The organism is Arthrobacter sp. Hor0625 (assembly GCF_052567525.1).
This window is the reverse complement of sequence record NZ_CP199586.1, coordinates 2,397,457-2,412,518: the sequence shown is the minus strand read 5'-3', so window position 1 is coordinate 2,412,518 and position 15,062 is coordinate 2,397,457. Positions and strand designations below refer to the sequence as shown.

General features: G+C 64.9%; 11 protein-coding genes and 1 pseudogene. 1 reads left to right on the top strand and 11 read right to left on the bottom strand.

Annotation, left to right across the window (positions count from 1 at the left end):
• Positions 1–543: 543 nt before the first annotated feature.
• The 11 genes from ACTWLI_RS11120 to glf form a co-directional block, all read right to left on the bottom strand.
• Positions 544–915 carry a DUF2304 domain-containing protein gene (locus ACTWLI_RS11120; protein WP_445153915.1) on the bottom strand — a complete coding sequence of 124 codons (372 nt, stop codon included), beginning with the start codon at positions 913–915 and terminating at the stop codon, positions 544–546.
• A gap of 4 nt (positions 916–919) precedes the next feature.
• Entirely contained in the window at positions 920–1,564 is a 645-nt protein-coding gene (locus ACTWLI_RS11115) for a glycosyltransferase family 2 protein (protein ID WP_445153914.1), read from the bottom strand.
• Positions 1,565–1,676: 112 nt separating this feature from the next.
• Positions 1,677–2,846, bottom strand: coding sequence for a glycosyltransferase (locus ACTWLI_RS11110; protein ID WP_445153913.1), 1,170 nt, complete (start codon positions 2,844–2,846; stop codon positions 1,677–1,679).
• Positions 2,843–3,832: a Gfo/Idh/MocA family protein gene (locus ACTWLI_RS11105; protein ID WP_445153912.1), complete on the bottom strand. Its 990-nt coding sequence runs from the start codon at positions 3,830–3,832 to the stop codon at positions 2,843–2,845. The genes ACTWLI_RS11110 and ACTWLI_RS11105 overlap by 4 nt, the downstream gene beginning before the upstream one ends.
• A gap of 1 nt (position 3,833) precedes the next feature.
• The gene (locus tag ACTWLI_RS11100) at positions 3,834–4,925 is read right to left on the bottom strand and encodes a DegT/DnrJ/EryC1/StrS family aminotransferase (protein ID WP_445153911.1); all 1,092 of its coding nucleotides are present in this window, start codon (positions 4,923–4,925) and stop codon (positions 3,834–3,836) included.
• Complete coding sequence (locus tag ACTWLI_RS11095; RefSeq protein WP_056738042.1) at positions 4,922–5,521, bottom strand: acyltransferase; 600 nt, start codon at positions 5,519–5,521, stop codon at positions 4,922–4,924. Before ACTWLI_RS11095 ends, ACTWLI_RS11100 begins: the two co-directional genes overlap by 4 nt.
• 60 nt (positions 5,522–5,581) lie before the next feature.
• Entirely contained in the window at positions 5,582–6,871 is a 1,290-nt protein-coding gene (locus tag ACTWLI_RS11090; protein ID WP_445153910.1) for a nucleotide sugar dehydrogenase, read from the bottom strand.
• Between the two features lie 105 nt (positions 6,872–6,976).
• Positions 6,977–7,702, bottom strand: a complete 726-nt coding sequence (locus ACTWLI_RS11085) for an ABC transporter ATP-binding protein (RefSeq protein WP_445153909.1) — start codon at positions 7,700–7,702, stop codon at positions 6,977–6,979.
• A gap of 2 nt (positions 7,703–7,704) precedes the next feature.
• Positions 7,705–8,598: an ABC transporter permease gene (locus ACTWLI_RS11080; protein ID WP_445153908.1), complete on the bottom strand. Its 894-nt coding sequence runs from the start codon at positions 8,596–8,598 to the stop codon at positions 7,705–7,707.
• Entirely contained in the window at positions 8,595–10,625 is a 2,031-nt protein-coding gene (locus ACTWLI_RS11075) for a glycosyltransferase (protein ID WP_445153907.1), read from the bottom strand. The genes ACTWLI_RS11080 and ACTWLI_RS11075 overlap by 4 nt, the downstream gene beginning before the upstream one ends.
• Entirely contained in the window at positions 10,622–11,809 is a 1,188-nt protein-coding gene (gene glf / locus ACTWLI_RS11070) for a UDP-galactopyranose mutase (RefSeq protein ID WP_445153906.1), read from the bottom strand. Before glf ends, ACTWLI_RS11075 begins: the two co-directional genes overlap by 4 nt.
• 464 nt (positions 11,810–12,273) lie before the next feature.
• Here glf and ACTWLI_RS11065 point away from each other — a divergent pair.
• Positions 12,274–14,331: pseudogene (locus tag ACTWLI_RS11065) on the top strand (FtsK/SpoIIIE domain-containing protein); the annotation flags it as partial.
• Between the last annotated feature and the right edge of the window lie 731 nt (positions 14,332–15,062).

Here is a 15,062-nt window from a genome sequence, read left to right as displayed (position 1 = left end):
GAGCAGTAGCAAGCCACAACATACAGCAGTAGAGAGATCTGTCTTAAGTAGGGTGAGACAAGAGCCGAAGGCTACCGCGGCCAAAAGAACGCTACTAAAAAGCATTTTGCGTCCCAAGTAGTTGGCAACACGCTGTGCTCGGTCGAAATGCCCGGCGCCTCTCATCTCTGCTACGAATCGCGTAGCGCCCTGGCCCGCCGCGGTGGGCCACAAAAGGCTAAGTACCAAAGCGAGAGAAATCGCTGAATTCATAGATCCCAAGGCAGCGACACCCACAAAACGGCCGACTAAAACGCTGTAGAGGAACCTCACCAGCCCCTGCGACACGCTCCCCGCCAATGCAAAAAGCCATCTCACAGATAGACTCCCGCTGTCGGCGGAACCTACATGTGTTCTCCTGATGATCCGCACCCTTGAAGTCAACCCCTCTATTTACCTTGGCAAATGGGCTAGCGCTTGTTCCGCTTGCTTTCGTCCCACGCGGCCGATGTCCAGACATCCTGAGATCGGGTTGCCAGCACCAGCGGCGGCTTGCGTGCGCGTTTACCGGTGCTGCGAAGGGTCGGCTACTTGATCGAGCCAGGGCCGGCTGGCCTCATCTAGAGCGATGCGCCGGGCTAATTTGGTGAAAGTCGTCTCGAGATGCCGGAATCGCTGATACGTGGTGGCCATAAAGACTAGGAAGCTAACGATTAGCGCATAAAGCACCAAGTCGGTCCCTCGTCCGATGCCAAAGAATTTGGCCACTTGAGTTAGCGCTTCTGGAAAGAAAACCGAGACGACGGCGACGCAGGCAAAAAGGACGATCATGATACGTCGGATAGCCAGATGTCTGGCATTAGAACCACCGCGCATCAGCACCAAAGATACGAGGACAACGGAAAGAAACAAAACTATCTGTACGATAATCTGCACGATTTCACCTAAGAAATAGATCCGCAACAATGTTGACGGAGTTCAGGAGAGATTGCCCCTTGGAGCGCGAATAGTCGGTGTATATAATTTCAACGGGATGTTCAACCCATTTGGGCTTGAATTCGGCGATCTGATGTATGAGCTCCGATGCATGGGCCATCCGATTTTGAGTCAAATGAATCTTGGCCGCCGCATCAGGGCTAAACGCCCTCAGACCGTTGTGCGCATCGGACAAGTTGAGCCCCGTTGACACTCTAAATTGCAGAGCTGCAGTCCTTAAGACAAGTCGCTTAGCAGGCGACAGCTGTGTACGTGCGTCCAAGAATCTCGATCCGAGGACGACCTCGGCCTCCCCAGATCGGATTCGTGCAGTCATTGCCTTCGCGTCCTGGACCCGGTGTTGTCCGTCCGCGTCAAAGGTAACTACACAGTCCAAATCTGGGTCTGTCAGTGCGAACTCGATCCCTGTCTGCAACGCGGCTCCCTGGCCTAGGTTCACAGGGTGCTGGACCACTACAGCCCCGGCTGCCCGGGCAATTGATTGGGACCCGTCGGTACTGCCGTCATCGACGCACACGATGTGGGGAAAATCCGGCAGCAACCCCTCGATGACACTTCCAACAACGGCTGCCTCGTTGAATACAGGCATGACTATCCAAGTACGACTCACTGATTTAGTATCCCATAGCTAGCAGCCAACACAGTAAACGAGACGCAGGCTGCGCTTCTCCGCCGCCGCGATGCGCCGTGGCGTCGCGCAGTCAGCGCGCGCCGGGAACCAATGACAGAACACGGCTAGCGGCTCTCCTGGCGACAGATTGAAGCGAAAAATTTTCATCCGCCCAGGCAGAGAGTCTCGCGCGTTCCGCGCTGCTAACGGGGCTGGCAATCATCTCTTCAAGCGCTTCGGCTACGCCTTCAGGGGTCCAGTCGCAGGACCTTCCGAGTTGGTTTTCATCGATCAGCTGGCCCATCGGTCCCACCCCGGCATATATCGCCGGCGAACCGGCGGCAAGGCCTGCCAAGGCTTTGGTAGCAAATGCAAAGTCGTATCCCTTGCCGGGGCGGACTGAAGCCAAGTTCGCCAAGGAACTCCTGAACCAACTTGCCACTTCCACGCCAGACGTGGGCGGCCTGAATTCTACCTGAGACCCGAGCGGACGGGCCAATTCCTTTAGGGCTGGCAGCTCGACGCCCTGCCCGAACATTATGAGTCGGGTGTCTTGGTGCCTCTCAGCGATGAGGCTGAAGGCTTCGATGAATACCCGCGCACCTTGGATCTCTGACATCGTGCCGGCGTAGACAAAATATAGACCTTCTTGTGCTTTGTTAGGGCCTTCCGATGAGAACGTGGTGGTATCCACTCCAGTTCCGACCACGCAGACGTCTCGCTGGCCACCGCATAGTGTTTGGATTTCCTGCCGAACCCCCTCTGAAACCGCCAGAACCGCAGCAGCCGAGGAAAGCACCGAACGTTCCATCCAAGTGAGCAGTCGAAGAGCGGGCCCCTTCAAGCCGATGCCTTTCGCTGCGGCAGAAGAAACGTCCGCAGAGAAATAGACGTAGGGGATCTTGCGCAGGCGACAGACCAGCTTCACCACAAATCCGGTCGTCGGGGGCGGCTCGACGACAACCACGTGCGGTCTTGGCAAAAGAAGAAGCCGAAAGAACAGGGGAAGATCGAAGCTGAGATACTGCAGATATCCCCTGACATTGCCGCCGGCGTCCCGAAGCACTGGCCATCTTCTGACGTCGTAGTTACCCGAGAGTTGGCTCAGGCCCCGCGGCGGCCGAGAAGTGATCACTCGAACTTCCGCCCCCTGGCAAGCCAAAGCGTTGGCAAGGGCCTCCAGCCGATATGCCGCTGCGCCAACTTCCGGAGCGAAAATGCGACTTGCTATCGCGACCGTGGGCGCCTCGTGGGAGGTCACGGCACTTTGACCATCTGCCCGCTGCGGGCGGACTCCAGCACGGCCTCGGCGACGATGAGGGTGTCCAGGCCTTCGCGCATCGTCACGACGTCATTGCGCAGCCCCAGGACGGCGTCGCGGAATGCCTCGTGTTCGGTGCGCAGCGGTTCCGGCTTGGCGATCGCGAGCCGCGTCATGTTGCCTTCCGAAACGCCGCGGAACGCCGCCATCGACTCCCATTCGGTCGCCACCGTGCCGTTCTCGAAGAACGTCAGGTCTGCGGTGACGGTGTCGGCGACGAAGGCACCCTTCTCGCCGGTGACGATGGTCAGGCGTTCCTTCATCGGGGAGAGCCAGTTCACCAGGTGGTTGGTGATGACACCGTTTTCGAGCTGCCCGGTCGCGGCGACCATATCCTCATGCGGACGGCCGCTGCGGGTGGTGACGTGCGCGAAGATCGATTCGAACCGGCTTTGCGCCAGCCACGCGGTGAGGTCGATATCGTGCGTGCCGAGATCCTTCACCACGCCGACGTCGGCGATCCGGGACGGGAACGGCCCCTGCCGGCGGGTGGCGATCTGGTACACTTCGCCGAGCTCTCCCGCTTCGATGCGCTTGCGCAGTGACTGCAGCGCCGGGTTGAACCGTTCGATGTGGCCGACAGCGCCGACCAGGTTCCGGCTTTCGAAGGCCTCGACGAGCCGCCGCCCGGCGTCGGCGCTGGCGGCTATCGGCTTCTCCACCAGAGTGTGGACGCCGGCCTCGGCGAGGGCCAGGCCGACTTCCTCATGCATGCCGGTGGGGACGGCGGCCACGGCCATGTCCAGGCCTTTACTGATGAGTTCCTCGACAGAGCCGAGGACCGGCAGCTGGCCGGCGACGCCGTGCGGGTCGCCGTAGGCGTCCGCCACCGCAATGAGGTCCACCCCGGGAAGTTCCCGCAGGACCCGGGCGTGGTGCCGGCCCATCATGCCGAGCCCGATCAGCCCTACGCGCAGGTTTGCCATCTCAGGCACCGGCCTTGGCGAGCTTGTTGACCGCGGTGACGATGCGCTCGAGGTCAGCCTGGCTCAGCGAGGGGTGGACCGGAAGGGACAGGACTTCCTTCGCTGCCGTCTCGGTGTTGGGCAGGTCTTCGGTGCGGTTGAACGAAGGCAGCCGGTGGTTCGGAACAGGGTAGTAGACGCCCGTGCCGATGTTGAACTCCTCGCGGAGTGCCCTGGCCAGCCCGTCACGGTCCTCGGAGACCCGGATCGTGTACTGGTGGTACACGTGGGAAGCACCTTCGGCAACCTTCGGGGTGCCCACAACCTCGAGGTTGGCGGTCAGGAAGGCTGCGTTCTGTTGGCGCTGCGCGGTCCAGCCCATGACCTTCTTGAGCTGCACCCGACCGATGGAAGCGTGCAGGTCGGTCATGCGGGCATTGAAGCCGACGATTTCGTTCTCGTACTGCTTCTCCATGCCCTGGTTGCGGAGCAGGCGGAGGTTGCGCTCCACGGTGGCGTCAGGGGTGGAGACCATGCCGCCCTCGCCCGACGTCATGTTCTTGGTCGGGTAGAGGCTGAACATGGCGAACTTGCCGAAGGTACCGACCATTTGCCCGTTGAAGCTGGCCCCGTGTGCCTGGGCAGCGTCTTCGTAGAGGTCGATCCCCCGCTCCGCGGCGAGCTTCGAGAAGCCTTCCACGTTGAACGGGTGCCCGTAGAGGTGCACGGGCATGATGCCCTTGGTCTTGTCCGTGATGAGCGAGGCGACGTGGTCCACGTCCAGCGTGTAGTGGTCCAGTTCGATATCCGCGAAGACCGGCGTCGCGCCGGTCAGTGCGACGGAGTTTCCGGTGGCTGCGAACGTGAAGGACGGAACGATGACCTCGTCGCCGGGACCGACGCCGGAGGCCAGGAGGCCCAGGTGCAGGCCGGAGGTGCCGGAGTTCACCGCGACCGAGGCGCGCCCGTCGAGGAGGACATCAGAGAATTCCTTCTCGAATTCCGCGACCTGGGTGCCCTGCGCGAGCATGCCCGTTGCCAGGACAGCGTCGACAGCAGCCCGCTCGTCGTCGCCGATGATCGGCTTCGCAGCCGGAATAAAGTCGTAGCTCATACGTTCTCCTCAGATTCCTTCAGGGAATTTCCGTCTTCAATGTATTTGGCGCCGGTCGCAGGGCAGACCCAGAAGCCGTCTTCTTGACGCAGCGGCTCGCCCGCCTTGCCGACCCAGCCGAGGCGCTTGGCAGGAACCCCCGCCACCAGGGCGAACGGCGGCACGTCCTTGGTGACGACGGCGCCTGCGGCGACAGTGGCCCACCGTCCGATCGTCACGGGTGCCACGCACACAGCCCGGGCTCCGATCGACGCCCCGTCTTCGATCGTGACGCCCACCGGCGTCCAGTCGTGGGCGCTCTTGAGCGAACCATCGGGGCTGACCGAGCGGGGGTAGGTATCGTTGGTCAGCACGACTGCAGGACCAATGAAGACACCCTTGCCAAGCTTCGCCGGCTCGTAGACCAGGGCGTAGTTCTGGATCTTGGTGTTGTCACCGATCTGCACCCCGGTTCCGACGTAGGCGCCGCGGCCAACGATGCAGTTCTCCCCCAGGGTGGCCTGCTCGCGGACCTGGGCCAGGTGCCAGATTTTAGTTCCGGCGCCGAGGACTGCCTGGTCCGAAACGTCGGCGCTGGGCGCAATAGTCGTCGTCATAGTTAATTCCTCTCAAGGGTGCCGATGCTGCAGCCACCGGCCGCAACGTGCGCGGCTGTGTCAGGCCTTGCCGATGACGCGGTATGCGACGCCGTCCCAGGCATCGGGGCTGCTGACCCTGCGGCCGTCGATGAAGACCTGGATACCGGGAAGCTGCTGCGGACCGAGCGTGCGGTACTCGGCGTGGTCGGCCTGGACCACGGCTGCGTCGGCGGGCTCGCCGAGGTGGTACGGGGTGAAGCCGAGTTTCTCCAGCTCCTCGTCGGTGTACAGCGGGTCGTGGACGGACACGGCGGCGCCGCGCTGCTCCAGGGACTTCACGGCGTCGAACACGCCGGAGAACGCCGTCTCCTTTACGCCGCCGCGGTAGGCGGCGCCGAGCACGACGACGCGCGCTCCGGTGAGGTCGCCGTAGGCTCCCTCGAGCAGGCCCACGGTGTAGGCGGGCATGTCGGCGTTGGCCTCCCGGGCCGCCCGCACGACGGTGGCGTCGGGGTCGTTCCAGAGGTAGAGGCGCGGGTAGACCGGGATGCAGTGGCCGCCGACGGCGATGCCGGGCATGTGGATGTGGCTGTACGGCTGCGAGTTGGACGCCTCGATGACCTGGTAGATGTCGATGCCCGCGGTGGCGGCGTAGCGGGCGAACTGGTTGGCGAGGCCGATGTTGACGTCGCGGTAGGTGGTCTCCGCGAGTTTCGCCATCTCGGAGGCCTCGGCGGACCCGAGATCCCAGACGCCGTTGGCGCGGGCCAGATCGGTGCGCTCGTCGAAGTCCAGCACGGCCTGGTAGAACTCAACGGCCTTGGCCGCGCCGGCCTCGGAGAGTCCGCCCACCAGTTTGGGGTACTTGCGCAGGTCGGCGAAAACGCGGCCGGTCAGGACGCGTTCCGGGGAAAACACAAGGTGGAAGTCCTGGCCTTCGACCAGGCCGGACGCCGCTTCGAGGGCTGGCTTCCAACGGTTGCGGGTGGTGCCTACCGGCAGGGTGGTCTCGTAGGAGACCAGGGTCCCGGGCGTCAGATGCTTGCCCAGTTCGGCGGTGGCGGCGTCCATCCAGCCGAAGTCCGGCTTCGCGTCCGCGTCGACGAACAGCGGGACAACAAGGACGACGGCGTCGGCGCCGGGAACGGCGTCGGCGTACTCGGTGGTGGCCCGAAGTTTGCCTGCCGGCACCAGCTCGGAGAGCTTTTCCTGAAGCTGGGCTTCGCCGGGGAACGGCTCCGTCCCGGCGTTGATCAGGTCGACGACCTGCCGGTTGACGTCAACGCCGACAACGTCGTGGCCCTTGGAGGCGAACTGGACGGCCAGGGGCAGGCCGATCTTTCCCAACGCAATTACAGCAATCTTCACGATTTTCGTGCCTTTTCTCTCATACCTGATGGCGGGGATAAACCTGCCAGACCGACTCCACACTAGCCGCACCCTCAGCGCGCCGACGGCGGCGCGATCTGCCAGTCATCCGCGCAACTTGCTCACGGCCTCGACGATCGGGCCATCAAACACTACATTTCCATGCTCCAGAACCACACCCCGGCCGCAAATACGGGCCACGAGGTCGAGGTCGTGACTGACCACAACTAGGGTCTTCCCAGCAACGGCCAGCTCGTTTATCTTCTCAAGGCATTTACGCTGGAAAGGCTCGTCCCCCACAGCTAGGATCTCGTCCACAAGGAAAATATCCGGATCCGTGTGCACCGCCACGGAGAAGGCCAGACGCAGATACATACCCGAGGAATAGAACCTGACTTCAGTGTCGATGAACTCGCCGATCTCGGCGAACTCGACGATCGAGTCGAACTGCTCGTCGATCTGGGCCTCGGTCATGCCCAGGATCGCGCCGTTCAGGTAGACGTTATCCCGGCCGGACAGGTCATGGTGAAAGCCGGCACCGACCTCGATGAGTCCGGCCACCTTGCCCCGGGTCCTGACCGTCCCGCTGTCGGGGAGCATCACGCCGGAAATGTGCTTGAGCAGAGTTGACTTGCCCGAACCGTTCAGGCCGAGCAGTGCCACGGTTTCGCCCTGTTGGACCTCGAGGTCAACGTTGTAGAGCGCATGGAACTTCTTCGAGAGGTCGCCCTTACGGCCCGTGAAGAGCCACACGATGGTCTCTTTGAGGGACCGGGTGTGCCGCAGCACAAACTGCTTGTTGATCTTCTTTACTTCGATTGCCAGCGGCATAGCTACAGCTCCTGCGCGAAACGGCCCTCGAGCCGACGGAATGTCCACTGGCCCAGGATGAGGAGCAGGAACGAAACTACAAGCCCCACAGGGATCCACAGCGACAGCAGACCCGGCGGGATAGGGGCAGCGCCGTCGGTGGTGGGCAGCCAGAACGCATAGTGGAAGGCCTCGACGCCGATGGTAATAGGGTTGACCTGATAGACCGAGTACCAACCTTCGCCGAGCTTGTCCCGTACCATCGTCCACGCGTACATGACGGGAGAAGTCCAGGTGGCCACCATCAGCAGCATGTCCACGATGTTCTCGAAGTCACGGAAGTAGACGTTGGCCGAGCCGAACAACAGCCCCAGCCCGGTGGCGAGCATTGCGACAATGATGAATCCCGCCGCTGCGGCCGCCAGCTGGAGCAGCGAGGGCTGCCAGCCGACCACTAGGCAGGCCGCCACCAGAACAGCGAGCTGCGGCACGAAATGCACTGCCGACACCCAGACTGAGGCCACAGGAAACAGTTCCCGGGGCAGGTATATTTTCTTGATCAGCCCGCCGTTGCCGACGATCGACCGGGCGGCGTTGCTCAGCGCTTCCGAGAAGAAATTGATCAAGACAATGCCCGAGAACAGGTAGATCGCGTAGTTCGCGAGGCCGTCGGGGTTGCGGGGGCTCCGCTCCAGACCCAGGAAAACGCCCAGCGCAATATAGAACACGACAAACTGCACACCGGGCTTAACGTAGGACCAGAGCAGGCCCAGCACGGAACCGCGGTAGCGGATCTGCAATTCCTTGCGCACCAGCAGCTTCAGCAGGAAGCGCTGCCTGAAAACATCGGCGAGGCCGCCGCCCACGCCGGGACGGACGAGGGCGTCGGACCCGCCGTCGGTAGCGGCTGAGGTCACTTCTGCTCCGGCGTCTCTGCGGCGGGCTTCTCCGTCATGGCTTCGAAGGTCTGCTTCCAGGCTTGCGGCGAGGTGAATTCCGGCAGTGCCTCGGCGTAGACCTTGGACAGCTTCTCCCAGTCGCGCAGGAGCTGCCGGTGCAGCTTGATGCTGCGCGCCATCATGGTCCGGAACTGTTCGGGCTGGCGCTTGTACCAGGACGCGCCGGAACCGTCAGCCGAGGACACGATCGCGGAATCCAGCTGCGACAGCCGCCACCAGCGGGCGTCCATGGCGGGGACCAGAGCCTCGGGGTGTTCCAGGGCTCCGGGGCGGACGCCCTGGACCTGACGTATACCCGCGGTCGCGGCGGTGGCCAGGGCAGTCAGGATCGACTTCGGCGCCCTGGGCTTCTTGCCCCGACGGGGCGGTTTGACGCGCTTGACCTGCGGGAATCCGGCGACTTCCTTGGTGATTCGGGCGTCGTCGAAGTCGGCGCGGCGGGCGCGGATTTCAGGGAGTTTCGTCTTGATCGTCTCATGCAGGTGGGACGGGCCCTTCAGCAGGTCCTCCAGCGCGTCGAGACGGAGCTCAACGGCGGAATATTGCATCGAGAGCAGGTGCTTGACGTCGACCATAAAGCTCATCCGGGGCAGGATGCCGCCCTTTTTGTAGGGCGAGTAGACGAGCGCCGCGAGCCACCGGTTGCGCTGGTGGAAGTAAGCCTGCCAGTCGATGGTGTCATCCTTTTCCGTCCAAGGCATGTGCCAGACCGCTGCCCCGGGGAGGGTGACGGTCTGGTAGCCGTGGCGGCTTGCGCGGATGCCGTATTCGGCGTCGTCCCACTTGATGAAGACGGGCAGCGCCAGGCCGATTTCACGCACGATGCTCGTCGGCACCAGGCACATCCACCATCCATTGAAGTCGACATCGATCCGGCGATGCATCCACGGGGTGGTACGCAGGTTGCTTGCCGAGAAGTCGTGCGCCTCCCTGGTGCTCTCGACGGCGCCCCAGAAGAACTTGTACTCATTCACTTCCTCGCCGAAGGTGTGCATCACGGAGCGCTCGTAAAGGTTGAACATGTGGCCGCCGACGATGGTCGGCTTCCGGGTGAAGTCGGCGAAGTTGATCGCGCGGAGCACGCCCTCGGTCTCGATGATGACGTCGTCGTCCAGCAGCAGCACATATTTGCTGCGGCCGTCCTCGACGGTCTCGTGCATGCCGCGGGCGAAGCCGCCCGAGCCGCCCAGGTTGCCCTGTTCGATGACGGCGAATTTGTCCCCGAGCCGCGCCGCAGCCTCGGTGAAGCCTTCCTGTTCGCGCACCTTTTGCGTGCCCTGATCGGTGATCAGCAGCCGGTCAACGACCTCGAGGAGTTCGGGTGACTCGGCAAAGGTCGTGAGGTGCTTCACGCAGTAGTCGGGACGGTTGAAGGTGGTCACGGCCACCGTTGCGGTTCCGGGAACGAAGCCCTCAGGCTTGCGGACCGACCATTCGGCGCCGAGCAGCTTGACCTTCTCGGAACCGGCGACGAGGTCGAACCAGTACCAGCCGCCGTCGCCGAAATTGGCCAGCGGGAGCTCGACCTCGGCCGGGGTATCGGCGTCGACGGTGATGCTTTCCACCCGGTTGGACGTGCCCCGGGCGGTGGAACGGGAGATGACGACGGTCGCCGGCGCGTCGACGGCAACGGTCAGGCGGACGCCGGTGACGTCTGTGTGGGCCCGCCAGTAACTCGCCGGGAACGCATTGAAGTAAGTCCCGAAGGACACCCGGCGGAACGCCGGCAGGTGGAGCTGGCGGCGGTTCTCAAGGAAGTCGGTGCGGACCTTGGCACCGGCCGAAGATACGGCAGTGATACCGGACCCGGACTTGGAGTTTTGGGAGTCTTCGGACACCACGCGCTGCGCGGCGTTGAAGTCCAGGTACAGGGGAAGGGTGTCAGTGTCGCCGTCGGTGGGGAAGACTACCCGGTGGACGGTCTGCCATTCCTGGTTCACGCGGGCAGCGTTCCCCTCGTTCAAAACTTCGGTTGCAACGCTCATGCGTCCACTCCCCCGCTTTCGATCTTGGCGCCGGCTTCGAAGTGCGGGCGGATCTTGTTGTCGAACATGGTCAGGGCGGAGCCGATGGCCATGTGCATGTCCAGGTACTTGTAGGTGCCGAGGCGTCCGCCGAAGAGGACGTCCCGCTCGGCGGCGGCGAGGTCGCGGTATTTGAGCAGGCGTTCGCGGTCCGCAGAGGTGTTGATCGGGTAGTAGGGCTCGTCGCCCTTCTGGGCTGCGCGGGAGAACTCGCGCATGATGACGGTCTTTTCCGTCTGGTAGTCGCGCTCCGGGTGGAAGTGGCGTGGCTCGATGATGCGGGTGTAGGCGACGTCATCGTCGTTGTAGTTCACCACGGACGTGCCCTGGAAGTCGCCGACGTCGAGCACTTCTTCCTCGAAGTCGATGGTGCGCCAGGAGAGGTCGCCCTCGGCGTAGTCGAAGTACCGGTCAACCGGTCCGGTGTAGACGACCGGAATGTTGCCGACGACCTTGTTCTTGCTGTACTCGTGGGACTCGTCGAAGAAGTCCGTGTTGAGCCGGACCTCGATGTTCGGGTGCTCGGCCATCTTCTCGATCCACGCGGTGTAGCCGTTCGTCGGCAGACCCTCGTATTTGTCGTTGAAGTAGCGGTTGTCGTAGTTGTAGCGCACCGGGAGCCTTGAAATGATGCCGGCGGGCAGGTCCTTCGGATCCGTCTGCCACTGCTTTCCGGTGTAGTGCTTGATGAAAGCCTCGTAGAGCGGCCGGCCGATGAGCTGGATGCCCTTGTCGTTCAGGTTCTGCGGGTCAGTGCCGGCGAGTTCCCCGGCCTGTTCCTTGATCAGGTCCTGAGCCTGGCCCGGGGTCAGGTTCGCACGGAAGAACTGGTTGATGGTGGCGAGGTTGATGGGCAGTGAGTAGACCTCGCCCTTGTGCACCCCGTAGACCTTGTGAACGTAGTTCGTGAACGTCGTGAAACGGTTGACGTACTCCCAGACCCGCTCGTTGGAGGTGTGGAAGAGGTGGGCGCCGTAGCGGTGGACTTCGATCCCGGTCTGCTCCTCCTTCTCACTGTAGGCATTGCCGCCGATGTGGTGGCGGCGGTCGAGGACGACGACCTTCAAGCCCAGCTCGGTGGCGGCCTGTTCTGCGATTGTCAGGCCGAAAAAGCCCGACCCTACGATGACGAGGTCAGCGGTCACGAATTCTCCTGGTTCGAATGTGGGCAGCCCAATGTTGTGCATTGTCTGCTGCTCTAGAGTACCGAGCGATACGCCCGAGCCACGAATCGAGGCATCGCACGCCTTGTTCCGCCGGGGGTATCGGCGGCCCTTCACAGCACACATCGGGCAACTCTCCACATAGCCCAATCGCTTGTCGGCTACGTCCCATCTTTGTTCTAGCGTGAGTGGGGAGCCAGCCCGGAGAAAGGAGTCTTCCGGTGTTACTGCACTGCACCCTGGTCGGCGGACCCGAAGGGCGGCACGCGGGTTGGGTCGTGGAACTCTCGATCGACCTCCCAAGCGCGTGCCCCGGCGCGGAACTGGAGAAGGCCCTGACCCAGCGATTCGGCACCGGCGCCCTCTGCGTCGCCGGCTTTCCGCTGCGCGCACTCACGGTCGGGGAACGCCCGCTGGTCGCCGGTGCTGTGCTGGTCGATAGCAGGATGAGCCCGGGCGGGCCGATGCCGGCAGGCGGCGGGCCGGGCCTGCTGCTCGCGGTCCACGGCGGTCCCGGCGCCGGGATGGTGTTTCCGCTGAGCCGGGGACGGTACCGGGTGGGCCGCGGGCAAGTGGAGGCGGAGATCCCGGATCCAGAGTTGTCCCGCGAGCACGCCGCCCTGGAGATCGGGGACGCAGGGGTCGTTCTGGTCGACCGTGGCAGCGCTAACGGCACCACGGTGGACGGCCGGCGGGTGGGCCGGACCCGGGTCGGCAGCGCGAGCACCATCGTCTGCGGCCGGTCCACGATGGCCCTGCTGTTCCGTGGCGGGTCCTTTCCCGGGGACTGCGCCAGGGAGGACGGCTGGATCGATGCCGGCAGCGATGTCACGACACCGCTGCGGATCCCGAACCCGGGATCCGGCGGAAACCGCCTGGCCCTGGTCCTCATGGCGGTCCTCCCCCTGGCTGTCGGCGCCGCACTCGCCGCCGTTACCGGGCTCTGGATGTTTTTGGCCTTCTCGGCCCTCTCCGCGGTCTCGGTTCTGGTGCCCGCGCTTTTGGGCGGGCGGCGGCGCCGCGGGCTCAAGGCCGCGGTCGGTGCCGCGGCGGGACGGGACCTCGAGCGCCGCCGGCGGGCTGCTCCGTCCGCCGCGGATCTGGTTCTGGGCGTACGTTCCGCAGGGAGCATGCCTGAAGGAAACGGGGCCGGTCCGGTCTGGCTGCGGCTCGGCCTCGCCCCGGCCGCGGCGCGGATCCGTCTGGACCCAGACAGCCCAGGCCATCGCGTCCCAAGACTGGGCCCGGTGCCGGTGTGCCTTGACCCGGCCGCCCCGGCGCGGCTCAGCGGTTCCGCGGACGACGTGGCCGGCCTGGTCCGGTTCATCATCATGCAGCTGGCGGCTTTTCCCCGGTCATGGTGCACTCCCGTCGTGGTGCACGGGCCGGCTTCGTCCTTGCCGCTCCCGGCTCGGTTCCTGGCGCGGGTGACCCTGTCCGCAAGCGCTGCGGGGACGACCGCGGCGCTGGCTGCCCTCGCCGCCCCTGCCGGGCCCCACCCCGGGGCGGACGGGACGCCGCGCACAGGGCGCGGCGTGCTGATCCTCATGCCCGGCGCTGCCGAGGCCCCGGCGCTCTGCGCGACGGGGCTAAAAGCGGGCTGGCAGCTGCTGGATTGCTCCGGAGGCGGACCACCTGAGATCCGACAGGAGATCCGCCTTGGTCCCCGCGGCGGCATCCTGACCACCGCCGACGGCGACACCGGGTTCGTCCCGGATCTGGTGCCGGCGGAGGTCTTCGACTCTTTCTGCCGGAGACTAGGCGCGGAGCGTGCGGAGCAGGACGGGGACCTCGGAACTATCCCGGACGCCTGCACGCTTAGCGACCTGCTCCCCCTCGACGCCGGGGAGGTCGCCCGGCGCTGGGCGACCTCGGGGCGGCGGCCCGTCGATCGGGGGCGGCGGCCCGTCGGTCGGGATCGGCCGCCGGGGCCGGCCGGAGCCGAACCCGACCGGGTGGGCCTGTCCAATCCGGCGGGTCGGTCCGTCCCTGCAAGCCTGTCCGTCCCGGTGGGGATGTCGGCGTCGGGTCCGTTGCTGCTGGACCTGCTGGCGGATGGCCCGCACCTGCTCGTCGCCGGGACCACCGGATCCGGGAAGTCGGAGTTTCTGCGCACGCTGGTCGCCGGACTGGCCGCAAGCTATCCGCCGGATACCGTCAACCTGCTCTTCATCGATTTCAAGGGCGGCTCCGGGCTTGGGCCGCTTGCCACCCTGCCGCACTGCGTCGGCATCCTTACCGATCTGTCGGCTGGGGAGCTTGCGCGCGGCCTCGCATCCCTGCGGGCCGAGGTGCGCTACAGGGAGGGGCGGCTGGCCGAGGCCGGCGTAGCGGACCTGACCGCCTACCAGGTCCAGGGTACTGGTCTGCCGCCGCTGCCCTGGCTGGTCCTCGTGATTGACGAGTTTCGCGTGCTGGTGGAGGAAGCCCCGGACGCCCTGCGGGAACTGCTGCGGGTGGCCACCATCGGCCGGTCCCTCGGCATTCACCTGGTGATGGCCACCCAACGGCCGCAGGGCGCGTTGTCGGCGGATATCCGGGCGAACGTCACCAGCAGCGTCGTCCTGCGCGTCCAGTCCGAGGCGGAATCCAGCGACGTCATGCGCTCCGGGCTCGCGGCGACCATTCCGCTGGAGCTGCCCGGGCGGGCGTATCTGGTGCGGGGCGGCGGGAATCCGGAGCCATTCCAGACCGCCTCCCTCGACGGTGCCGCGCCCGCGGTCGGACCGGCCCTGACCGTCCGTTACGCCCGGGACCTGTTGGAGCCGCACTCCGCGGGCCCGTTTCCCGGACCGGCGCCGACGGGCCCGGCCCCTGCCCCGCCGTGCGATTCCACGCTGGCGGCAGCTGACCTGGCGCGCACACTGTCGGCTCTCTGGGCCGGGCAGGCAGGGGCGCGTCCCCGGCGCCCGGTCGCTGAGCCCTTAGCCCGCTCGCTGCCCCTGCCGCGCGGCCCCGCAGGCGCTAAAGCCCCGCCGGGGGTGCCGCTGGGCATGGTGGATGTACCGGATGAGCAGCAGCTCGCTCCCCTGCACTGGTCCCCCGGCGACGGCCACCTGGCATTGCTCGGCGGGCCTCCGGCCGGTCCGGCGCCGGGTCCGGTCGAGGTGCTCAGCGACGTGGTGGACCGGCTTCTGGATGCTGCCGTGGAAAGGCATCTGTATCTACTCGATGGTGGTGGTTCGCTGCGCGGCGCGGCCGCCTGTTCCAGGGTCGGGGCTTGGGCAGGCACCCA